Origin of the sequence: Portibacter lacus (assembly GCF_021533215.1) — a bacterium.
Lineage (GTDB): Bacteria > Bacteroidota > Bacteroidia > Chitinophagales > Saprospiraceae > Portibacter > Portibacter lacus.
This window is the reverse complement of record NZ_JAJNKA010000010.1, coordinates 36981-60926: the sequence shown is the minus strand read 5'-3', so window position 1 is coordinate 60926 and position 23946 is coordinate 36981. Positions and strand designations below refer to the sequence as shown.

Genomic DNA, 23946 nt, shown 5'->3' with positions numbered 1-23946 from the left:
ATAGCATCTGACTGGAGGTCAGGCTATGAAATTGTTACAGCTTATCCCTATAAATTTGCAGTGTTGTCCGATAAAGTATACCTCTAATGCCCGCTGCTAGCGTTATATTTTGTTGTTCACTTAATGCTTTTTGTTCACTTCCTTTTTTAAACAATATTAATGATTGCAGATCTTCCCATTCGTATGTGATCGCATTCTGACGATAAGATTTTAGCACTTCTCTTACCCTATCTAAATCGTTCGAATCTGTAGCTTCAAGAATTAAACTTAATAGTATTCCTCGGTCTTTCCTCCAATCCTTGGTCAGAGACGAATCTAAATGACTGAGTGTTTTATAAAAATCCACAACTTTCTCTGAATAGATTTGACCATAATCAATTACAGGCGTTGAACTCTCTAAACTAACATACATCTGAATTGGCTGTATATTTTGCTTCCTATTTCCTAATGAATGATTTAAAGCCTGTTGCACTCTATCTGCTCTCTGGATAGTATTATGATTATTCCAGTAATTTGAACCTTCTCCTGTATAAACAAGATTCTTTTTTTCCACATAATAAATTCCTTCTGAAAACTTGACGATTCGATCTTCATTAATTGGATAATCGTTATTGCGAATTACAGGTCCATCGGTGAAATTGATGATGTCTTCATTCTTAAAGGAACAGTTTGTAGTAACATAATTCATGCAGGAATTAAAAGTTTCCCCAGTAATTTTTTGTTGATAAGTTGTACGTATTTTTACACTTCCTAAAATATGTACAAAATTTACTTTTCTATAATCTACCTCAATAACCATCGATTTAAATTCAAACCAATAATTCTCTTTGTTAATATTTGAAAGTAAGTGATCAGCTAATTCAAATTTAGAATACAAAATGGCATAATTCTTTGCGTCTATAAAAATTTCACCTTTATATAAAGCTTTTTTATTTTTTGGTGTAAAAGTAATGATGTTTGCTAAGCGATTTTTATGCAGAGTAATACCAGATAATTTCCAATTATAATGCTTTATATATTCTTTGATTAAAAAGCTATTGTACATCTTTAAGACATCATTATGGAAAGGTTTCAACCCACCAATTATGTCAACTGGGTTTCTATAAACATTCTCACTTTCTTCCACTTTGAACCCATAAAAAGTTTCGTAAAAACCATCTATTATTCTCTTCCCTTCCTTCAATCTAAAATTTTGCGAATAAAAAAGGCTTGGATTTTTCCAATACTTGTCCTTTAGCTCTTCTGTGACACCCTCACAATAATAAAAAATTCTACCATCTTCATGCTCCATTTTTTCATTATAAAAACCAGTAAGCAAGTGGTTTTCTTGAGGGTAATTAAATACAATGCCATCCAATGCCTTTTTCACAATTGCTTTTGCTGATTTCTCACCAATAATTCTCTTATTCTGATTATTCGATAGCTTATGGAGTTTGACAATTTCATTTTCCTCAATGATGTCCTTATAAGCAATTTTCAGATTTGCATACCCTAAATTAGAAAATAAAAGCGTATCTGTTAACTCTGATTCATCTACTAACATGATAAATTCACCCATTTCATTCGACATGGTTCCTCTAAGGCTTTCTTGAAATACAATATTCGAGAAAGCTACAGGCTGAGCACTTCCGGCATCAATAATAGATCCATGAAACAACTGCCCCAAGCCTAAATTTGAAGAAAATATAAAAAGGATAATAAGGTGAATTCTAATTTTCATCGTAATCCAGTATTGCTATTTTTTTTACTTCAATTTATAATTAATAACATCGAAAAGATTCCTTTTTAGAATATTTAAGAAAACATTAATGCATTCCTGACAAATCAATCAATCATTCTATAAATTTGATTTACTAACTCCAAGTATTCCTACAGATCAAAATTTCCTACCTATCCATTCCTTAAATCATTCATAGAAATGGATGCTGCAAACATTGACATAGCCGACAATAAAGTGTTAAAACCTGCATTTTACAAGCAATTAAACCCTTAATTCCATTCTTTTACCTATTCAACTGATAATGAATGGTTTTAACAACCTAACTTAACAATCACTTAAACTTTACATTTATACCCAACGTTCATGAGATTTCTTTTTATAATCTTCTGTCTAAGTCTAATTTCTATGTCTAACGCCCAAACTTGGAACCCACTTGAAATGCACGGTGGTGGAAAAGTGACTGGATTAATTTTTCACCCTACAGATCCCAACATCATATTTAATCGCACTGATGTAGCTGGATTGAATAAATCTACAGACGGCGGTAATTCTTGGAAGAGTTTTAGCCTTAATATCCCTAAAGATAACCCACACAACTTTACGGCAAGAAATTTTGCCATTGATGCCAACAATCCGAATACGATGTATTATTGCAGTGGAAACGCACCTGCAATTAATGGCTCGAGTATTTTTAAAACCACTGACGGAGGTACTACTTGGAATCGCATCACCAATCCAAGTAATTTTTCTGGAAATGGAGCTTATCGATGGAGCGATGAAACATTGATCATTCATCCTAGTCAATCATCGAAGCTTTATGTTGGTGGTCAGACGTGCTTTGAAAATGGGAATTGGACAGCAAGTAGTGGTTTTCACAAAAGTACAGACGGAGGAACATCGTGGACAGCAGTTCATGCCGCAACCTTCGAAAAAGCTTGGATCACTTCCGTTAAATTTCATCCTCAAAACCCCGACTTGATCTTTATATCAGCAGCCATTGTTGAAGAAAACAATATCGCGACCAGCCAAAAAGGACTTTGGAGATATAACACAGCTACTGGAGTACTTGATCAAATTCATAATGAAAATGTGGTTGCTTTCGATTTTGACGCTAATCCAAACAAGATTATTTTGTCAAGGGAAGAAGGAATTAATGTTTACGACCTAACTACTGAACAACTTTCACCTATAACAAAGCCTTTTAATGCTAGTTACGACTACTACCTCAGAGCACATCCAAGTCAAAGTGGCCGTTGGTATTTCGGTGCATACCATGGATTCAACAACAATGGACTAGTAGAAACATTAGACGGTGGTGCGAATTACAACCAAGTAAAATACACTGGTGGAAGTAATTTTCAACGATTAATTTTCCCCGATTACGCCGATACTAATTTTAAACCAGGTCACGGAAATTCAATGGCAGGAATATATTTCCACCCACTGAATCCCGCTACCGCCTTTATGGATGGTGTCTTCAAAACTGAAGATGCAGCAACTTCAATCTGTTCTCAAGTTAACCCATTAGATTTCCAAAACAATGCAGCATGGGATTGGACTTGGGTCGCTGAAGGCATTCATATTATGGTGACGCTTAGGGCTTGCCCCCACCCGATTGATGTGGAAAAATTTGTGATTAACGTTGCCGATGTTGGTGAATATTTCACCCAAAATGGTGGTTCCGATATGGATTACAAAGGTTTATTATTGCATTATAGTGCCTCAACTAGGTATGCTAAATCCAACCCAGACATTGGCTATACCGTAGGGAAAAAGTTTGATAATACTGGGCAGCTAAGAAAAACCACGAATGGTGGTGCGAGTTGGTTTTCGCCCATGACTACCAATTTCTTTACCGGATCCATCGTCCTCCAAGATTTACAAATCCTCGATACTAATCCCAACCATGTTGTGGTCGGAGTTCATCAAAATGGGCTTCCTAATCAAATCTATCGTTCTCTTAATGGTGGCTCTACATGGGAAGCGTGGGATCAAGGAATTACCCAAGCTGGAATTTTTAAACAATGGGAGTCTTTTAATAGATTGATCAAAGACGGTAACGATGTGTTTTATACCTTCAAAAATGACAAAATGTATTATCGTTCTTGGTCTGATGCATCATGGACGTTAATACCGCATCCAGCCGGAAATACGACCATCAATCAGATGATCGTTGACCCAAGCAATCCTGGAATTCTTTACATGACCATATCTAACAACCTGATTTACAAGTGGGATAATGGAACTTGGTCAACTATTCCTTCACCAACTAACATTTCTGACATGATCGCTGCAAGCCCGAACGGCACATTGGTCGTTATAGAAAAACTCTGGGTTTCTGGTCAGCGTACACAAAAGCTATTTGTCAAAAAACCTAACATGAATTGGGAACCGTTAAGTTTTGAAGGATTCGGAGGCGTTATGAAAAGCATGATTTTTATCGATGATCATCGATTAATCGGTATTTCTAATGGTCAAGGTGCCAATATGATCGAAATATCCAGCAACAATGCTTGCCCGAAGTCCAACAACTTTTATGCAGCAGGAATCGATAATCAGTCGGCTAAAATCTATTGGGAACACGCCAGCGGCTCAGATTTCACCCTTGAATATAAGGGAGAACATGAAGCCAACTGGACCATCATTCCGAATCCTACTTCTCCATATAACATAATAGGACTGGAGCCATGTACAGCATACACTATGCGAATAAAAGTTGAATGTGGTAATGAAACTAGCGAATATCAGAACTCAAGTTTCAGCACTACCGTGTTGTCAACCTACTGTCCTACTGATCCACAATCCGTATGGAGATATTGGATTGATAAGGTGTTAATTGGTAGCGATAATTATTTTTCGGGTTGGAATGGCGGATACTATGATTGGTCATGTGAGCAAAGTACCAGTATTATTGCAGGTGAGGTCATGAGCATTACTCTAACGCCTGGATTTCTAGATGATGTCAATAATGTAGTTTGGTATGCCTGGATAGATTTAAATGATGATGGGAACTGGGATCAGTCAGAGCGAGTTATTTCCAGCTCACCGAATTCAACTGTTCAGCAATTTGACATTCCCATTGACATTAATACAAGTCCAGGGAATAAGAAAATGAGAATTAGTATGCATCGCTATCATGCGAATACCGACCTCGGTGCATGTGATGTTTATTCGAATGGAGAGACTGAGGATTTTGTAATCCAGGTTATTTCTGCAGATTGCAAATTGGTAACCAACACCAATGATTCCGGAAGTGGATCACTTCGGGAAGCGATAGATTGTGCTGAGAATGGAGCAACAATTAGTTTTCATCCAGACTTAGCGGGCAGTACAATAGGAATAACATCTCAAGTTATCGTTATCAATAAAGATCTTACCATTGATGCCGAGCTTTCTGATAATATTACCATTTATGGGGAAAGTGTAGGAAGGGTTTTTCTGGCCAATGTTTTTAAGAACATTTCTATAAAGGGGCTTTATATTATTAGCGGGACGAATAATGAAGGAGGTGCGATATGGAATCGAGGCAATCTTACCTTGGAAAATGTATTTTTCTATAAGAATCCAGGTCAAGATTTAGATGCTACCCAGATTTTAAATGATGGTACTTTAGTGGTCAAAGAAAATGTTCAGATAAAAGGAGAATAGAGCTTCTTTTCAAAAATTATCTATCTATTCTAGGTAAACGCTCGCCTTCAATTTCATCTTTAAATTGTTGCAGTGCAGATCGATATTTTATGCCATGATTCGTAGCATCTTTTATTATTTCTTGCTGTTCTATAAAAGCCTTTTGAACTTTACCTTGTTTATAAAGAATCAGCGCTCGAAGATCTAACCACTCATAAGAGATTGCTGTCGTTCTGTATTTTAATAATATTAACCCTAACCGCTCTATTTCTTGTGGACTCTTCGCCTCAAGAATCAGAGTTAACAAAGCCCCTCGAACCTTCCGCCAATCCTCAGCAGGTGCTGATTCTAGTTCAGATAAAACTGATTCTGCATCAATTACTTTTTCTGGTCTGAGATTGCCATAATCAAGAATTAAATTTTGGCTATCAAGTTTAGCATAAATGATTGTACTCTTTAAATTCTTAGATCTATTGATTATCGCTTGATCCAATGCTTCTTGCACTTTATCAGAGCGTTTAATTACCGCATATTTCTTATAAAAATCCGACACCTTTCCTTTATACGATGGTAACTTCTTGGCACTTTCCAATCTATCATCAAACGTTATTTTTTCATTTGTATTAAAATCAACATCCGTCGTAACATAATCCAAACTATAATTAAATATTTCTCCAGAGAACTTATGCTTAAAGGTAGATAAAACACTATATCTACTAAGTATATAACCATTAGTAGTGTGCTGATAATCTACTTGAAATGCTCTAGAAAGTAGGTCTACCCAATAATCTTCCTCATTCATTTCGGCAAGCAACTTTCCAGAAAGTACGTATTTCGCTGATAGAATGGTATTACTTTCATCTTCGATCACAATCTCACCGTTATAATAACCGAATTCATTTTTAGGGTAAAAAGTTATGATCGTTGCTTCTTTATTTTCATTAAACGTTTTTCCTTTAAACTCCCATTCGTAATTTTTCAGACTACTTTTTAATAAAAAACTCTCCTCGCTATTTAAGAGGTCATTAATCTGCGGAACATTTCCCCCTTTCATGATGTCAGGCATGGAATATAAACCATCACTATCTTTAACAAAGTATTTGTAAAATACCTCATAAAATCCGCCTATTACTCTAATTCCCGTCTCATAATCTGGAGGATACACTGAATATTCTGATGGGTTTTTCTGATAGCTATTCGTAATAATTTCAACTCTACCTTCTGCATAATCAAAAATCTCACCATCTACTTTTTTCATTGCTTCTTTATAGAAACCCTTAGCCAAGTGATTTACTTGGGCATAATTTAATTCAATGCTTTTAAGGGCAGTTTTGACAGTTTCTAATGCATTATTCTCAATATTATCTTCCAATGGTAAGTCGTATCCTAGAAAGTTAAGTGGAATCGTTCCTAATTCAGTCCCGATATCAGAGATCGATATCTTCTTCGTTTCATAACCAATTTTGCTTATCATCATGGTATCGTTATCATCCTGATTCTCGATTAAAACATTGATCAAACCATCTTCATTCGATAACGACATTGAGTTATCATTGCTAAACCTGACATAGGCTGACGCAATGGGAGAACTATCAAGAGCGTTTACGATTTTGCCTTGTATGAAATGATTTTCTGATTGACTAGATTCGGAATCCATTAGAATCAATTCGATGACACTCGTATACTCTACATCCTGTTCCGATGCAACCTCCTTAATTTTCTTCATCATCTTTATTGCATTGGACTCATCTCCTTTTCTATACAGCGCGACTGCTTTTAAATCAAGCCATTCAAAAATTCTAGCCTTATTCTTATAATGAAGCAATACTTTTTCAACTCTAACTAATTCATCTTTACTTTTAACATTTATAATAAAATCCAGAAGCATACTTTGGATTTCATGCCATTCTAATTGAGGAAATTCTTCTAATTGCTCTAAACTTATCTCTAACCTTGATAGGGACTTGTATATATCAGAATCCACTGGCACCCATTCTATACTATCTTCCCCGACTTTCTCCTTTATATAAAATTGGGGGATAAAATTCCGCTTAGTTGCTATATCAAGTGCTTTCTGGATCGAAGCAGAACGTTGAATTGAATTTGAATTTCTCCACGAATCAGTGCTCGCCCCAGCATAATTACTCATGGCTACATTAGCTAAAATAACTTCATCTTCCTCGATGGTTTTCTTGGTATTAAAGTCCCTATCTGTTGTTGTAAAATTGATCTTGTTATGGAAAATTTCCTTTGAATACTTATGTTCAAATATAGACTTCGCATTAACTTTTTGGAGGGTGTAATAATCTCCTGTCTTTTTATATTCTACTTTAAAATCACGAGATAATAGATTGACTAATTTATCCTTCTTGTTATACTCATTAAGGCTCTGCTCATCTATACTGAATTTTGAAGCTAGAATGGCTTTCGAATCATCATCAATGATAATTTCACCTTTGTAAATACCTTTGCTATTTATTGGTTGGAATGAAATTATCGTCGCAATTCGATCTCCATCAAATGTTATTCCTGAGTATTCCCATTCGTACAGATCTAAGCGCTCTTTTAATAAGAAACTCATGGGACTTTTCAGCAGATCGAGTAATCTTGGAATATTTCCACCTTCTGTAATATTAGGAAATGAATATTGATTAGAACCATCTAAGAAGCTGTATTTATGAAATACTTCAAAGAATCCATCTACTAATCTTGTCTTTCCGTCACTTTCATTAATGATATTCTTAGATAATCTAGGCTTATTATCATACTTATGTTTTATGGTTTCCAGGAAGCCTTCACCATAGGTAAATACGGTACTATCTTCGTGAATTAATTCTTCATTGTAGAAGCCTGTTATTAATGATTTCTTTTGCGGATTATTCTGCTTAATTGAATTAAGTGCTTGCAAAACCATGTTTTTAGCAGTTAAATCACTAATGGTAACTGTGGGCAGATCGTATCCTAAAAATTCTAGTTTTATATTTTTAAATTGATGATCAAAGTCAGAAACGGCATACTTTCTTGTTTGATATCCGATGTGACTAATTAGAATGGTATCCTTAATATCTATATCACGTACTAGAATTTTAAACTGACCATTTTCATTCGAAGTAGTCCCTCTGTTACTTTTTTGAAACATCACATTGACAAAAGAAATAGGCGCGCCACTTTCAGCATCTATAATTTTCCCTTCGAAAGACTGACCAATACAAATAACTGGCAAGCAAGCAATTAAAAAGAAAAGATTATAGAAATGCTTCATAGTGAAATTATCATTCATATTTAATCAATAATACTTCGTACTCATAATTATTGTAATGATCACCATTCATTAGAAAAAGGAATGAATATGACTAAAAAAATGGCCTTCCTCTCTTATAATTCAGTTTCAAGACCCGTGCTCTCCAAAGAAAATAAGAAATAATCTTTAAGTGAATTTTACATTGACAATTATAAAATAATTAACACGAACCACAATGTAAAATCCTACCTATATCTTTTATAATGCTTCACGTTTCATCAGTTTAATAGTTAAATTTATACCTTTTCACTCATTGATAAAACCCAAGATAAAACCGATAAGTAACCCTTTCTATAAAATGGTCGTTATCATATAAAGTTAGTTAAAAACTCAATGTATTATAAATCTAATCGATCAGAATACTTACATTGTGGCCTCAAAGATGAATGACCAATGAAAGATTTAAAGACTCAATTACAACTTCTTAGAATAACTCGTCAAAACACGGTAAACCTTATTAAGGCTCATAACATTGACCAACTTAATAAAATACCAACTGGGTTTTCTAATAATCTAATTTGGAATTTCGGACACGTAATTGTCACACAACAACTACTTATTTACGGTTTTAGTGGCATTAAAATGTACACCGAAAACGATATGGTGAAAAATTATCGCAAAGGTTCTAAACCTACGGAAAGAGTCAATCAGAATGAAATAGATGAGTTGCTTTACCTGGCTGGAAGCACGTTAGATGACTTAGAAAATGATCTTCAGGAAGAACTTTTTCAGGAATATAAAATCTACACGACCTCTTTTAACATGACTTTGACAAATGTGGAAGAGGCCATTCACTTTAATACCCTTCATGAAGCGATGCACTTAGGAACTTGTATTGCTATAAAGAAATTTGTCTAGTCCCTACTTTTATCGATGGAACATGATCTAGAAAGTTCTAATAACATCCTGTAAGAAGGTGCTATCGATTTCAACATTCTGAGTAAATTTCTATTAGAACCTGGATCCAGATAAATTTCTTGTGCTAATTCAATACGTCCATGAACTTCTTTAGCAGAAAACACAAAGGAATAGATCGAAATACAAACCAATAGTTAGATTTCATATTTAGGTTTTGATTATATAAAAAATTGTATTTTGTTTTATCAACTAGATAACCAAATGGAATTAGCTATAGTCTTCGGAGGAATAATTATCCTTTTACTTTTGATTGCAGTTTTCAAACTGAACACCTTTCTTTCATTTATAATTGTTTCTATAGGTATAGGAATCGCATTCGAGATTCCGGTTACTGAAGTGACTCAAGCTGTTAAGAATGGAATCGGAAATACCCTAGGCTTTCTAGTTATAATCTTGGGTTGTGGTGCTATGCTAGGCAAACTTGTCGCGGATAGTGGAGCAGCTCAAAGAATTGCAGATTCTCTGATTCAACTTTTCCCTACTAAATACATACAATGGGCTGTCGTGCTTGTTGGATTTATCGTAGGTATTCCCATGTTTTATTCGGTTGGATTTGTCATTTTATTGCCCTTGGTATTTACTGTTGCGGCACAAACTAAACTACCACTTTTATATATTGGCCTACCAATGCTGGCAGCATTAAGCGTAACACATGGTTACCTTCCACCCCACCCTGCGCCCTCCGCTTTAGTAGAAAGTTACGGAGCGGATATTGGTAAGACATTACTATATGGATTAATCGTCGCCATTCCTGCCATCATTCTCGGTGGTCCTATTTTCGGTAGAACGTTAAAGAAATACAACCCCAAACCATTGAAATCTTTATTCAGTGGTAAGCGATTTACGGAAGAAGAAATGCCTTCATTGTTCGTAAGTATATTCACTGCATTATTGCCCGTTTTGCTCTTAGCTGGAGCTGCAGTATTAAATATTTTCTTCGTTGATAATCAGTTTATCAATTTTATAGGAGACCCGATCATCGCCATGGTTATTGCCATTCTCATCGCCATTTATACTCTTGGCATTAGGCGTGGAAAAACCATGACTGACGTCTCGAAATCTTTAGTCTCAGCAGTTAAAGATATCGCCATGATCTTGTTCATTATTGCGGGTGCGGGTGCATTAAAAGAGATCTTAATTGTCAGTGAAGTGAGTCTTCTGATTGGAAACATGTTACAAGAGATCAATATTTCACCTTTGATCTTGGCTTGGGGAATTGCTTCTGTGATTAGATTCTGTGTTGGTTCAGCCACGGTTGCAGGTCTGACCGCAGCTGGAATCGTAGCACCACTCATTCCTCTTACTGGCGCTAATCCTGCACTGATGGTCCTTGCAACAGGAGCTGGAAGTCTTATGTTTTCTCACGTGAATGATACTGGTTTCTGGTTATTTAAGGAGTATTTCAATTTATCTTTAAAAGATACTTTAAAGACCTGGAGTGTCATGGAAATGATTGTTTCTGTAACTGGGATCATTGGGATTTTAATTCTTGATCAATTTATTTAGGAGTTGGGCGAACTTTCTTAGGTCAATTTTTGCATTCATCTCAAACAAAAATGGTAACTAACAAGTGAAATTAAAAATGACTAATCAATAAATACAAGACATATGAATCCAGAAGAAAATTTCAACTCTTTGGGCTTGTCACTTCCACCACCTCCGAAACCAATGGGTGTCTATAAACCGTTTCTAAGAGTAGGCAATATGGTTTACGTTTCAGGACATGGACCATTCAAAACGGATGGTAGTTTGATCATTGGAAAAGTGGGTCAAGATTTAAATTTAGAAGAGGCGAAGTTGGCTGCTCGACAGGTCGGATTATCTATTATTGCAACACTTAAGGACAATCTCGAAAGTCTTGATCAGATCGATCAGGTCGTAAAGGTTCTTGGAATGGTCTATGCAGTTCCTGAATTTCAGCAACACCCGAAGGTTATCAATGGCTGCAGCGAACTCTTTAGAGATATCTGGGGGCAAGAAAAGGGAGTTGGTGTGAGATCTGCGATAGGAATGGGATCATTACCTGATAATATTCCCGTAGAAATAGAAGCACAATTCCTTCTCAAAGAATAAAATAGCATTACGGAAGACATTATGCAGACTTGATGTTTTTCTTAATTTAGCTTTAGAATAATATTACTTTAATGAATTGTTCTATTATAAACACATTCAAAAAAACTAATTGTAAATCAATATGAGTAATTACTGGAATAAAATAGATCTTTCTGAAATAGATACGCCTGCTTTATTAATAGATAAAGACATGGTGGATTACAATATTCAGCAAGCCATTATTTATGCTCAAGGGGTCGACTACTTTAGACCTCACGTGAAGACTCATAAGATGCTCGAAGTAGCAAAGATGCAGATGGAAGCAGGAATCTATAAATTTAAATGCGCCACCATTGCTGAAGCAGAAATGCTCGGAATGGCAGGTGCAAAAGATGTCCTAATTGCTTATTCTCTGCAGGGTCCAAAAATTGGTCGTTATCTCCAATTGATTGAAAAGTATCCGAATACTAATTTTGCTAGCATTGTAGATGAAGCGAACAATATTCAGTTACTTAACGATACTTTCGCACTTGCAGATGAAACAGCTCAGGTCTACATTGACATCAATAATGGGAATAATAGAACGGGTATAACGGTCAAGCAAGCTGAAGTACTTTCTGAATTAATCATTAAACTTGAAAACATAGAGCTTAAGGGTATTCATTGCTATGATGGCCATATTACTATGTCCTCCCTAACCGAACGGATTAAAAAGGCAATGAAAGCCTTCAATGACGTCGAGCAATTCAATGAATATCTGGAATTAAAAACCGGTAGAAAGCAAACTATCGTAGCTGGAGGTAGTCCAACATTCTCTGTGCATTCTAGGTTTCACGATGTGGAATCAAGTCCGGGAACATGGATTTTCTGGGACGAACGATACAGCCAAAAATATAAAGAGCAAGCATTTAATAAAGCAGCAGTCTTAGCGACGAGAGTGGTTTCCCAAATAGACAAGCATCATTTCTGTCTAGATCTAGGACACAAAAGTGTTGCGAGCGAAAATCCATTACCGCGAGTAGAATTTACAACTTCTATCAAAGAAAAGCAGGTCAGTCAATCTGAAGAGCACTTGGTTATAAAATGTAAGCATAAAAATGAACTTGAAGTAGGCCAAGTGTTGACCGCATTTCCTTATCATATCTGTCCAACCGTCGCTTGCTATCAGAAAGCATATGTCGTGAAAGATGGTGTCGTAGTAGATGAATGGGAAGTTACAGCAAGAAATAGACAAATTACGGTATAGATGGAAAAACCGTTTATCATAGACGCACACTTAGACCTGAGCATGAATGCCATGCAATGGAATCGAGATTTAACTCAGCCCGTAAAGGGTATTCGGCAACGCGAACTTGGAATGACGGATAAGCCCGATCGGTCTAACAATATGGTTTCACTCCCTCAGATGAGAGAAGGAAATGTTGGATTTTGTTTTGCTACGCTAATTGCTAGATATGCCAAACCAGACCATCCTTTAGGAGGGTGGAATTCACCAGCTCAAGCTTGGGCAACTGTTCAAGGCCAATTGGCTTGGTATCAGCAGATGGACAGGGAAGATGAAATGTGGATGGTAGAAGACTTGGAGAGTTTTGACGATTTTTTAGGTCAATGGGATCATCATGGAATCGGATATTTACTTTCTCTAGAAGGAGCTGATTCTATTGTAAGTTTCGATCATTTATATTTACTATATGCCGATGGACTTCGCGCGATAGGACCTGCTCATTATGGACCAGGAACATATGCTCATGGTACGAATAGTGAAGGTGGAATCGGCGATAAAGGTCGTGAGCTATTGGCCAAAATGGAAGACTTAGAAATGGCACTCGATGTGACACATCTCTGTGATACGAGTTTCTGGGAAGCTTTGAAACATTTTAAGGGTGAAGTGTGGGCAAGTCATAGCAACTGTAGAAGTATCGTAGATCATAATCGACAATTCTCTGATGATCAGATCAAAGCCTTGATAGAACGAGATGCTGTTATAGGAATGCCACTCGATGCATGGATGATGATTCCTAATTGGGAAAGAGGAATTTCCTCTCCAGATCAAAAGAATGTCACGCTTTATGATATGGTCAATCACATAGATCACATATGTCAGATTGCGGGAAATACAGATCATATTGGCTTGGGAACAGATCTAGATGGAGGCTTCGGTACAGAACAAAGCCCACATGATTTGGACACGATCGCGGACTTACAAAATATTCCGTCCATTCTTACGAATAGAGGGTATACGGAAGAAGATACTTTGAAATTCTTAAATGGAAATTGGACGAAAAAGCTGAGAACCGTATTACAATAGATCACTTTTGCTATATTTGAATAATCTCCTAATATTAACATAAACCAGATGAAACAATACATTGGACTTCTTGCTTTTGTAGTCATATTGATTTGCAGCTGTGCAGAGAAAAAAGAAGAAACTGCTGAATTACCGAAGCGACCTAATATACTTTTTATTATGTCGGATGATCATGCTTATCAAGCAATAAGTGCTTATGATGATCGATTAATTCAGACACCGAATATAGATCGAATTGCTAATGAGGGTATGCTATTTACCAATGCGTGTGTAACTAATTCCATCTGTGCTCCTTCAAGAGCGGTAATATTATCTGGAAAACATAGTCACTTGAATGGAAAAATAGATAACCTATTTCCTTTTGACACAACCCAAATAACCTTTCCACAAATTTTACAAGACGGTGGATACCAGACGGCAATGTTTGGTAAGTTGCACTTCGGAAATAATCCTAAAGGATTTGATCAATTCAAAATATTACCAGGTCAAGGAGCTTATTACAACCCTGATTTTATTACTAAGAATGAAGGACGAATTAAAATCGAAGGATACACCACAGATATCATTACTGATATGACATTGGACTGGTTAAAAAAAGAGAGAAAGGAAGACGAGCCTTTTATGTTAATGTATTTGCATAAGGCGCCACATAGGGCATGGCTTCCAGCACAACGTCATTATTCAGAATTTATAGATAAGACATTCCCTGAACCAAAAACACTTTTCGATGATTATGTAGGAAGAGGCACAGCTGCGAAAACGGCTGAAATGAATTTGCTAAAGCATATGAGTTGGGCGGGAGACACGAAAATTCCACCGAGCGTGTTGGAAGACTTGGGTATTCCTCCAGTTTCACCATGGGACTTCGGTGCGTATAATGGGAATATGAAAAGGATGAATCCTGAGCAATTAGAGGAATGGAATAAGGTATACGATCCGATGATCGAAGCGTTTAAGAAGGATTTCCCTGATATGAGTGAGAAAGATCAGATGAGATGGAAATATCAAAGGTATATGCAGGATTATTTAGGGACCATAGCTGCTGTTGATGAAGGTGTGGGAGAAGTTCTTGATTACTTAAAGGAATCGGGATTAGATGAAAATACGATTGTGGTTTATACTTCTGATCAAGGTTTTTACTTAGGAGAACATGGATGGTTTGATAAGCGGTTTGCTTATAACGAATCCTTTAAGACGCCTTTATTAGTGAAGTGGCCCGGTGTGATTAAACCTAAGTCTAAAAATACACAGATGGTTCAGAATTTAGATTTTGCTCCAACTTTTCTAACGGCGGCTGGTCTTGATGTTCCTTCTGAAATGCAAGGTGAAAACCTCATTCCACTTTTCGAAGGTAAGAATGAAGGTTTCCGAGATGCGGTATACTACCATTATTATGAATATCCAGCGGAGCATGCTGTAAAAAGACATTATGCTTTTGTTAATGAAGAATATAAATTGATTCATTTCTATCATGATGTTGATGAATGGGAGCTCTATGATCGGAAGAAAGATCTTTTAGAAATGAATAATGTTTACGATGATCCTGCATATGCGGAAACGGTAGTGGAATTAAAGGAGAAATTAAAGGAGATGCGTGTGTATTATAAAGATTCACCTGAATTGGATCAGAAGTATATAGAGATGTATAATAAGAAACGGTAAGCTTTAAGCGGTAAGTCGTGAGCTGTGAGCTGTGAGCTGTGAGCTTTGAGCTGTGAGCTGTGAGCGAAATAAACTTCATGGAATTACTTCCAGCTGAGCCTATGAATGGTTTTTTTGGAGGGCAGTAAGCGTAAGGTTGTAGAAAGTCGTGAGTCGTGAGTCGTCAGCTATGAGCTATGAGCTATGAGCTGTGAGCGAAAAAAACTTCATGGAATCACTTCCAGCTGAGCCTATGAATGTTTTTTTTTGACTGAGCTGCAAGTGACAAGAAAAAACTTCATGGAATCACTTCCGGCTGAGCCTATGAATGTTTATTTTGGAGGGCAGTAAGCGTAAGGTTGTAGAAAGTCGTAAGCTGTGAGCTGTGAGTCGTGAGCTGTGAGCGAAAAAAACTTCATTTCTTTTAGTGCGGAACGGAAAGCGGTGAAAATCAACTCTTCCTTAATTCCTTCTTCAATATTTTTCCGGTTGCACTCATCGGCAGCGCATCCAAAAACTCGATTACCCTTGGATATTTGTAAGCAGCTATATGCTCTTTAGTATAAGTCCTTAATTCATCCTCTGTTACATTTTTTCCTTCGTTCAATACAACGAAAGCTTTAATCTCTTCACCATACTGATCATCAGGTACACCAATAACCGCAACCAAAGAAACCGCATCATGCTTTATGATCACTTCTTCCACTTCTCTCGGATAAACATTCAAGCCGCCACGAATAATCATGTCTTTCGTTCTATCTACAATATAGTAAAACCCATCCTCATCTTTTACAGCCACATCACCAGAATACAACCAACCATCCTTCAATGAAACCTTATTAGCTTCTGGCTTTTTATAATATCCCTTAGTGACATTATGTCCCTTATATATTAACTCTCCCTTCTCCCCTACTGGAACTTCTTTTCCATCTGCATCTACTAGCTTTACTTCCACTCCCCACACGGGCGTACCCACACTACCTGGTTTTCGACCGGTCTCCTTCTGATTAAAAGTAACGACTGGCGAACCTTCTGACATGCCATATCCTTCGAATATTTCAACATTGAACTTCTCCTCGAAACCTTCTAAAACAGCTATTGGAAGAGAAGCACCTCCTGAAACACAACTTCTTAAATTCTTAGAGATTTCCCCAAGATCAAACTTTGTATTCTCATAATTCAGCAATCCCCAATACATCGTAGGGACGCCGGCAAATACGGAAACTTTATGTTTATTCATTAAGTCAAGAACCGCTTCGGCATCAAATCTTGGCAGCAATACACTAGTTGCACCTTTGTAAACGCCAGCATTCATTAGACAAGTCATTGCGAAAATATGGAATAGCGGCAGAACAATTAGTTGAACATCTTCCAACGCTATGTCGCTAATCCCCGTGGAAATCATCGCATTCAGAAATAAATTAGAATGTGTTAATTCTGCTCCTTTCGGCTTTCCTGTTGTTCCTGAAGTATATATAATTACCGCTGTATCCTCAGCGCTTGTGGAAACGGTCGGAAAAGCAGGAGATTGGTCTTTCATTAAACTTCCTAGTGTGGATAATCCTTCTATAGGTGACGGATCTCCTGGCTTTGCAGTGATAACAAAAAGATGTTCACATTGCGAAGCATGTTGAAATCCAGCATAACCCTCCTCTAACATTGGCAATCCGGGTGCTCCAAGAAAACAAAAATATGCTTTCGAATCTGAGTCTGATAAGTGATACGCCACCTCGTCTCTTTTAAGTAAAACACTTAACGGAACCACTACTGCCCCCGCTTTCATGATTCCAAAATAGATCATCGGAAAATAAGGCACATTAAGACAACTCAACGCGATCTTATCACCAGGTTTAATTCCCTTCGCTTTAAGTCCGTTTGCAATTTGATTAGCTGCTCCATTCAGCTGCGCGAACGAAATATGAGTATCCAAAAATATAAAAGCATCCTTAGATGGATATCTTCTTGCACTGTCTTCTAAAATATTGGAGAGATTAAGCATATAAATTCAATTTTTAAATAAGATTAATATTTAATTTCAATAATAATCAATTATTACGAATTTTATATCACATCCAGCAATCCTTCCAACATAAATCAGCAATCTCCCTAAATATCTGTCAATTCAAAATTAAAGTCACCAAATAGGAGCAGTGGTCTGAAGCGATCTCGTCGCAAACTGCCGCTTTCTTTAGAACAGTCCATTGTTTCTTAGGAGAATACATTATGTAATCAATTTTTTTATCTGGCTTATTAGAAGGGTAAGTCAGCAATGGCTTTTCTAAGTCATCAGAAGCCGTCCACTGAGACGTAAAAATCTGAATCGTTTTACTTTCTGGCGTAGCATTTAAATCACCAGCAAGTATTGCTGGATACTTACTGTTAGCAAACGTCCGATTAATTGCTGTTGCTTGATTAATTCTGTCCATTTCATTTTCTGTATGATCTAAGTGCGTTCCAATAAATGAAATCGTATCGCCTGATGGAATCACGGAAACAATTTCCAAAGCAGCACGTGGTTCCTTTCCTTCAGAAGATGGCAAAACAACATTTCTGGAAGAAATGAACGAATATTTAGACAATACTCCTTCACCATACTCACCTCCATCATAATGCATCGCTCTTCCGAAAATCGGTGCCATCGAAGTACGCCATCCTAATTCAGTGACTAAGTCATATTTCTTAGCTCTATTCGTCAGAAAATCAACTTCTTGTAATGCGACAAAATCAGGGTTAGTTCTTTTGATCACATCTGCAATCACATCCAGATTGAAATCACCTTTTGTCGTTGCTCCATGCAGAATATTGAACGATAAGACCGTTACCATTCGACTACTATCTAATTCTTTCTGTGCAGCTGCTGATCCGCAAGTAAAAAGGGCAATCATGCCTACTAATAATGCAATCCTCATATTCGATCTAGTTTTATTTTAGTGTGTTTATCTTCTATTAAATTTCCAGTATTTATGGTAGTTGCAGGCTCGAAAAGCATAACAGAAACTTCCTCTTCGGCGTATGGCTGATGCTCCACTCCACGCGGAACAATCAAAAACTCCCCCGACTCAAGTACTTTTTCATCGGCTCTGAACCTGATGGTAAGAGAACCATTGACCACATAGAATAATTCATCTTCATCATCATGTTTGTGCCATGGAAATTCTCCTTTTAGCTTGGCGACTTTAACATGTTGTCCATTTAGTTCTCCAATAATTCTTGGATTCCAATGGTCATTAAACATAGATAGCTTTTCTGCTAAGTTTACTTTTTTCATCTTCTCTTTTTTATTAATCAATGTGACTCAGCTTTTATCTCATTGCTTGTACTTGATCAGATCTGCCTTCTTTAAATTCAGTTCAACTTCCTTTTCTTCAATTAAAAAGGTAACCATTATTTCATCAAGTTCTTCAAATGGTTTGCTAGTAATAAACGCACACCCAAGACTGTCAGTAACATTCCGATAATCCACTCCATTGATCTCCATGATCTGCATATCCAGTTCGACTCCTTGCTGCCCTGCAAATGATTCATTCACAATGCCCATTACCATCAATTTGTCTTCCACCTTTTTAGGAAAAAATCCAAAACTTTTATATTCCTTCTTGTCGTATCCTTCCTCTTTAATTAGATAAATTTCATCCTTATTCCAGTCAATAATGACTCGATAATACTTTAAAAATTTATTTCCTAAAGTCATAGAACCAGAACTTTCAAAACTCACCACTTGAGCTTCCAATTCCAAACTGCCTATCTTCAGAGAATCAACTACACCATATTTTTCTACTGAATGCGCACCGCTTCCATAAATCCCAGCAGATAGATTGCCATGCAAGTCAAATCCTGCTAATTCCTTAACTACTTGATCTGCCTTATCTTTTCGGAGATTAATGGCTCCATTCGCTCCAGTATCGAATGTTACTTTATCAAATACTGCTTCGTTTACCAAAATTTGAATTACAGGAGTACGTTGAATTGCCTTCGGAACAAATGGGATCACTTCAGCATCTGCAGGAACATCGAAATGATGCTTAATATCTGAGAAGCTAACCGTACTATTTTTATAATCAATTTCCCATGTCAATTTTGACATCAAATTAGCACCAATTATCCCATCAAAACCCATACATTTCATTTCAAATACATCCCCATAATCTATAATTATTGCTCCTGTGTTTGCAAAATCAATATCCCCAATCCTAATATTATCAATCATCACAGACTTCTGCTTCTTCTTTTCCCCTTGAGAATCCTTAATATCTATTGATACGCCCTTTTCATATGAGATCTCATCCGCAAGTTCTTGGCTGATAACATTAGGTGCTCCAGTATCTAACAGAAATGTATATTCATTACCTTGAATTTCCACTTGAATAAGTGGTAGACCTTTATCAAAATCAAAGGGTATTGTTTCTACAAAACCAGTTTGCTCCACTTTGCCTCCGTGCATCAATTTAAGAAATGGTGAACTACAACTAGAACAGAGGATTAAGATGATTAATAGATTTTTCAAATGAATTCTTTTAGTTAAAGCTAAATTAGAATTTTGAAAGAGATATCAAAGCTAATCAGGTGGTTTAGTTTTCACTTTCATGGATATAACTTTACTTCATTTAAGCATAAAATATAAAATTTCATCACCAGTGAAAATTCGTATGGACAGATTAACTGCTACATTTTTAGACCAGAATAAAAATTGACCTAAAACTTTATTCTACAACTTTCAATTCATTATCTTCCCGCAAATTCAAACCAATCATTCATGAAACGTATTTTGACTTTCCTTTTTCTAATGCTCAGTATTTCATTGTGTATTTCACAAAACACTCCAAAACCGAACTACGATTTAGCTGCTAGATTTTCTCCTAATCAAATTGAGAAAATGGTATTTTCTACGTCTGTTAATCCACATTGGCTTAAAAATTCAGATCGATTCTGGTATATGTATGAAACTTCAAAAGGAAAATCATGGTACCTAGTAGATCCAGGCAAAAATCAAAAATCATTGCTATTTGATAATGTTCAGATTGCTGCGGACATGTCCAGATTAACAGGAGATCCATTCGATGCACAACATCTATCTATCCAAAAATTGAAGTTCAAAGAAAATGAAGAGATCGTTCAGTGGGAAGTCAAATCGAAATTGGTAGAAGTAGATGAGGATTCAGAAGACGATAAGGAAGAAGACGATATGGAGAACGAGAAAGATAAAAAATCCAAAAAGAAGAAACCGAAGAAGGTTGCTAAAGTTTGGCACTTCGAATATAACCTGAACAGCAAAAAGCTTACGCTTGTAGATGACTACCCTAAAGCGCCAAAGAGAATAGAATGGGCGTCTATTTCCCCGGACTCAAGTTATGTGCTCTTTTCTAGAAATCATAACCTCTACTGGATGGACAAGGAGAATTTCTTAAAAGCTCAGAAGGATGAAAAAGATACAACCATTGTGGAAACTCAGTGGACAACTGATGGCGAAAAGGATTATGGATTCGGAGGTTCGGGTAGAGGAATGGATAATGTAGAAGAAAAGAAGAAAAAAGATGATCGGAAAGGTATACGAGTGGTTTGGTCTCCAAGTGGAAAGAAATTCGCAACGACGAGATCCGATTATAGGAAGGTAGAAGATTTATGGGTGCTAGACAATACCGCACAACCTAGACCACGCTTGGAAAGTTACAAATATCCTATGGCAGGAGATAAAGAAGTGGGGAAAGATGAAATGTTTGTTTTTGATTTCGAAAGTAAAGAACGGAAGGAAATAAAACTTGACACTTTCAAGGATCAGACGATTTCCATCCTCAGAGCACCTTCGAAAAAAACAGATACAGACGAGGAAAGGAGGTGGTCGACATGGCTTGCACCAGATGATTCAAAACTGTATTTCTCTCGTACTTCCAGAGATATGAAAAAGGTTGATTTCGGCTATGCAGATATCGAAACTGGAGAGGTGACAGTTATCATTGAGGAACGTCTGAATACTTACATCGACACGCGAACGCCGGCATTAATAGATGGTGGAAAGGAATTAATCCATTGGTCTGAAAGAGATGGCTGGGCGCACCTATACTTGTATGACTCGAATGGGAATGTCAAGAACCAAATTACATCAGGACCTTTTCACGTTCAAGGTATAGAATCGATAGACCATAAAAATAGAGTGGTTTTTTTCGAAGCCAATGGCCGAGAACTGGGTGAAGATCCTTATTACACACATTTATACAAAGTCAATTTCGATGGCTCTGGTTTAAAATTACTAAATCCAGGCAATCATAGTTATCAATCAGAAGTAAATGATCGAAACACCTACTTTGTGACCAATTATAGCAGGGTTAATACGGTCCCCGCTTCAGCTTTATTCGCAGCGGACGGCAGGAAAGTCATGGACTTAGAAACTGCAGATTTGGACAGATTAATGGAAACTGGATATCAATTTCCAGAACCTTATCAAGTCAAAGCAGATGATGGTGTAACAGACCTATATGGTGTAATGTACAAACCATTCGATTTCGACTCCACATTACATTATCCACTCATCGAATATGTATATCCTGGACCACAGACTGAAGCGGTAAACAAGACGTGGTCGTCAAGAATGAACCGGCTAGATCGACTTGCGCAAATGGGCTTTGTTGTCGTAACGATCGGTAATCGAGGTGGGCATCCTGTCCGTTCTAAGTGGTATCACACTTACGGGTATGGAAATTTAAGAGATTATGGACTAGCTGACAAGAAATATGCAGCTGAGCAATTAGCGGACAGGCATGACTTTATCGACATCGACAAAGTGGGAATTTTCGGTCATTCTGGTGGTGGTTTTATGTCGACTGCCGCATTGCTAGTTTATCCTGATTTCTTTGATGTAGCGGTGAGTTCCTCAGGAAATCATGAAAACAATATCTACAACAGATGGTGGAGTGAGAAGCATCATGGGATCAAAGAGATGGTCAGTGATTCTGGTGAGGTAACTTTTAAATATGCGATCGACAAGAATCCAGATATAGCTAAGAATTTAAAAGGAAAGTTATTGATTACAACAGGAGATATAGATAACAATGTCCATCCAGCAGCAACGATTAGATTAGCACAAGCATTGATCAAAGCCAATAAACGGTTCGATTATTTTGTATTTCCAGGACAAAGACATGGATACGGAGATATGACAGAATATTTCTTCTGGTTAAAGGCGGATTACTTTGCAGAGCACTTGCTGGGCAAATCCGAAAGTGATACCGATATCAAGTATATGAATAATGAGAGAGCGAGGAAGAAGTAATGCCAGATAACTACCTTGAAGTTGAAATATGCTTATTTCACCTTTCTAGATAGAAATGCTTACAAAGCACCGCAATCTGTTTCTTACTTTTGATATGTAATAAAAGAAATTATACAATTTGTATCATTAGCCAATACTAGCTTTATATCAAAAAAATAACTGTTCCGGAAATCTCCAGAACAGTTATTTTTTTTGTTATTGATATGATCTTAATTCTTATTAAAATCCATACTAAAATGCTGTTTACATTATTTTATACAAACTTACGAGATGGCTAATAAGATCGTCTCGGAAGGTTGTAATATTATAGATCAGGTGTTTCCTATGCCAATTTAAAAATCACTTTCTTATAGGTTGCTATAGCGAAAATCAACATTAATATCGAAAGTATAATGATTCCCCACTGCCCCATTGTCGGAACAGCAGCACTAAACTGATTTAATGCAATTCCAAACTCACCTACAGCGAATCCAGAAGTGTCATCAGTCGTAATTGTTATTGTCATGATCTCACAGGCTTCAGAATCAGTATAAAATCCAAAGTATTGAGAACCTCCCACGGATGGGCTAGTAAAGACATCAATAGGCCCAGAACTTGTTCCGTCAGAGCCTATTGCCTCCATAGTAAATGAACCAAATTGATTTGTCTCAGCATAAAAATAAAAAGCCGAAGTTCCTGCAGGAAAAGTTAATGTTAAGCTAGAAGTAGTATTAAAATATACATCTCCAGTATAACCATGACTCCAAAGTGAATTCCAACCATCATTAATGGTCCTTTTACTGACATTTTGAGAAAACGTTATAAAATCTGCAGAACCTGGTACAGCAACTTGATTAAGACTCGTATAATTTGCATTCGGATCTAATGGAAATGGAGTCATCGTCTGTCCACCTAATGTAGGTGGTGGAGCGTTTGTCCCAGGACTTCCATCGAAAATAATCGATCCATAAGACAATGAAATCGAAATAAAAAACAGGATTAAGACACTGCTTAATCTAGATATGGTTTTAGTAATGCACATAGGGTTAATTTTACTTAGTACTAAAAATATCTTTTTTCTTTTAACAAATAAATTTTACATGCATTTTTTTCCAAATAATATTTTCTCTAGAGAA

Annotated in this window: 15 protein-coding genes; 8 read left to right on the top strand and 7 right to left on the bottom strand. The window is 36.7% G+C overall.

Features of this window, described 5'->3' with window-relative positions; translation table 11 throughout:
• Window positions 1–34: 34 nt before the first annotated feature.
• Window positions 35–1720, bottom strand: a complete 1686-nt coding sequence (locus tag L2586_RS16555) for a carboxypeptidase-like regulatory domain-containing protein (RefSeq protein ID WP_235294045.1) — start codon at window positions 1718–1720, stop codon at window positions 35–37.
• A gap of 405 nt (window positions 1721–2125) precedes the next feature.
• Between L2586_RS16555 and L2586_RS16550 the strand changes: the two genes are divergently transcribed.
• On the top strand, window positions 2126–5368 hold the full coding sequence (locus L2586_RS16550; protein ID WP_235294044.1) for a GEVED domain-containing protein: 3243 nt from the start codon (window positions 2126–2128) through the stop codon (window positions 5366–5368).
• A 16-nt stretch (window positions 5369–5384) separates the two neighbouring features.
• Here L2586_RS16550 and L2586_RS16545 read toward each other — a convergent pair whose 3' ends face one another.
• Window positions 5385–8627, bottom strand: coding sequence for a carboxypeptidase-like regulatory domain-containing protein (locus tag L2586_RS16545; protein WP_235294043.1), 3243 nt, complete (start codon window positions 8625–8627; stop codon window positions 5385–5387).
• A 414-nt stretch (window positions 8628–9041) separates the two neighbouring features.
• Here L2586_RS16545 and L2586_RS16540 point away from each other — a divergent pair, with 414 nt between their 5' ends.
• The 6 genes from L2586_RS16540 (at window position 9042) to L2586_RS16515 (ending at window position 15588) form a co-directional block, all read left to right on the top strand.
• Entirely contained in the window at window positions 9042–9506 is a 465-nt protein-coding gene (locus L2586_RS16540) for a DinB family protein (RefSeq protein WP_235294042.1), read from the top strand.
• A 261-nt stretch (window positions 9507–9767) separates the two neighbouring features.
• Window positions 9768–11072 (top strand): gluconate:H+ symporter, encoded by a 1305-nt coding sequence (locus tag L2586_RS16535; RefSeq protein WP_235294041.1) that lies wholly within the window; start codon window positions 9768–9770, stop codon window positions 11070–11072.
• A gap of 102 nt (window positions 11073–11174) precedes the next feature.
• Window positions 11175–11639 (top strand): RidA family protein, encoded by a 465-nt coding sequence (locus tag L2586_RS16530; protein ID WP_235294040.1) that lies wholly within the window; start codon window positions 11175–11177, stop codon window positions 11637–11639.
• A 121-nt stretch (window positions 11640–11760) separates the two neighbouring features.
• Window positions 11761–12864, top strand: a complete 1104-nt coding sequence (locus L2586_RS16525; RefSeq protein ID WP_235294039.1) for a D-TA family PLP-dependent enzyme — start codon at window positions 11761–11763, stop codon at window positions 12862–12864.
• On the top strand, window positions 12865–13926 hold the full coding sequence (locus L2586_RS16520; protein WP_235294038.1) for a dipeptidase: 1062 nt from the start codon (window positions 12865–12867) through the stop codon (window positions 13924–13926). It abuts the gene before it with no gap.
• A gap of 48 nt (window positions 13927–13974) precedes the next feature.
• A complete protein-coding gene (locus tag L2586_RS16515) occupies window positions 13975–15588 on the top strand; it encodes a sulfatase family protein (protein WP_235294037.1) in 1614 nt (537 codons plus the stop codon).
• 430 nt (window positions 15589–16018) lie between these two features.
• Here the strand turns inward: L2586_RS16515 and L2586_RS16510 are convergent, their stop codons facing one another.
• The 4 genes from L2586_RS16510 to L2586_RS16495 form a co-directional block, all read right to left on the bottom strand.
• Entirely contained in the window at window positions 16019–17566 is a 1548-nt protein-coding gene (locus tag L2586_RS16510) for a long-chain-fatty-acid--CoA ligase (RefSeq protein WP_235294036.1), read from the bottom strand.
• A 118-nt stretch (window positions 17567–17684) separates the two neighbouring features.
• Window positions 17685–18476: an endonuclease/exonuclease/phosphatase family protein gene (locus L2586_RS16505; RefSeq protein ID WP_235294035.1), complete on the bottom strand. Its 792-nt coding sequence runs from the start codon at window positions 18474–18476 to the stop codon at window positions 17685–17687.
• On the bottom strand, window positions 18473–18835 hold the full coding sequence (locus tag L2586_RS16500) for a cupin domain-containing protein (protein WP_235294034.1): 363 nt from the start codon (window positions 18833–18835) through the stop codon (window positions 18473–18475). The genes L2586_RS16505 and L2586_RS16500 overlap by 4 nt, the downstream gene beginning before the upstream one ends.
• Window positions 18836–18874: 39 nt before the next feature.
• Window positions 18875–20071 (bottom strand): retropepsin-like aspartic protease, encoded by a 1197-nt coding sequence (locus L2586_RS16495; RefSeq protein WP_235294033.1) that lies wholly within the window; start codon window positions 20069–20071, stop codon window positions 18875–18877.
• Window positions 20072–20320: 249 nt separating this feature from the next.
• Here L2586_RS16495 and L2586_RS16490 point away from each other — a divergent pair, with 249 nt between their 5' ends.
• Window positions 20321–22831 carry a S9 family peptidase gene (locus L2586_RS16490; RefSeq protein ID WP_235294032.1) on the top strand — a complete coding sequence of 837 codons (2511 nt, stop codon included), beginning with the start codon at window positions 20321–20323 and terminating at the stop codon, window positions 22829–22831.
• A gap of 322 nt (window positions 22832–23153) precedes the next feature.
• Here L2586_RS16490 and L2586_RS16485 read toward each other — a convergent pair whose 3' ends face one another.
• The gene (locus tag L2586_RS16485; protein WP_235294031.1) at window positions 23154–23852 is read right to left on the bottom strand and encodes an IPTL-CTERM sorting domain-containing protein; all 699 of its coding nucleotides are present in this window, start codon (window positions 23850–23852) and stop codon (window positions 23154–23156) included.
• Window positions 23853–23946: the final 94 nt, after the last annotated feature.

What these genes read in the sequence shown, in the direction of transcription:
- L2586_RS16555 (WP_235294045.1), bottom strand. Translation starts at nt 1,720, where the DNA reads ATGAAAATTAGAATTCACCTTATTATCCTTTTTATATTTTCTTCAAAT.
- L2586_RS16550 (WP_235294044.1), top strand. Translation starts at nt 2,126, where the DNA reads ATGTCTAACGCCCAAACTTGGAACCCACTTGAAATGCACGGTGGTGGA.
- L2586_RS16545 (WP_235294043.1), bottom strand. Translation starts at nt 8,627, where the DNA reads ATGAATGATAATTTCACTATGAAGCATTTCTATAATCTTTTCTTTTTA.
- L2586_RS16540 (WP_235294042.1), top strand. Translation starts at nt 9,042, where the DNA reads ATGAAAGATTTAAAGACTCAATTACAACTTCTTAGAATAACTCGTCAA.
- L2586_RS16535 (WP_235294041.1), top strand. Translation starts at nt 9,768, where the DNA reads ATGGAATTAGCTATAGTCTTCGGAGGAATAATTATCCTTTTACTTTTG.
- L2586_RS16530 (WP_235294040.1), top strand. Translation starts at nt 11,175, where the DNA reads ATGAATCCAGAAGAAAATTTCAACTCTTTGGGCTTGTCACTTCCACCA.
- L2586_RS16525 (WP_235294039.1), top strand. Translation starts at nt 11,761, where the DNA reads ATGAGTAATTACTGGAATAAAATAGATCTTTCTGAAATAGATACGCCT.
- L2586_RS16520 (WP_235294038.1), top strand. Translation starts at nt 12,865, where the DNA reads ATGGAAAAACCGTTTATCATAGACGCACACTTAGACCTGAGCATGAAT.
- L2586_RS16515 (WP_235294037.1), top strand. Translation starts at nt 13,975, where the DNA reads ATGAAACAATACATTGGACTTCTTGCTTTTGTAGTCATATTGATTTGC.
- L2586_RS16510 (WP_235294036.1), bottom strand. Translation starts at nt 17,566, where the DNA reads ATGCTTAATCTCTCCAATATTTTAGAAGACAGTGCAAGAAGATATCCA.
- L2586_RS16505 (WP_235294035.1), bottom strand. Translation starts at nt 18,476, where the DNA reads ATGAGGATTGCATTATTAGTAGGCATGATTGCCCTTTTTACTTGCGGA.
- L2586_RS16500 (WP_235294034.1), bottom strand. Translation starts at nt 18,835, where the DNA reads ATGAAAAAAGTAAACTTAGCAGAAAAGCTATCTATGTTTAATGACCAT.
- L2586_RS16490 (WP_235294032.1), top strand. Translation starts at nt 20,321, where the DNA reads ATGAAACGTATTTTGACTTTCCTTTTTCTAATGCTCAGTATTTCATTG.
- L2586_RS16485 (WP_235294031.1), bottom strand. Translation starts at nt 23,852, where the DNA reads ATGTGCATTACTAAAACCATATCTAGATTAAGCAGTGTCTTAATCCTG.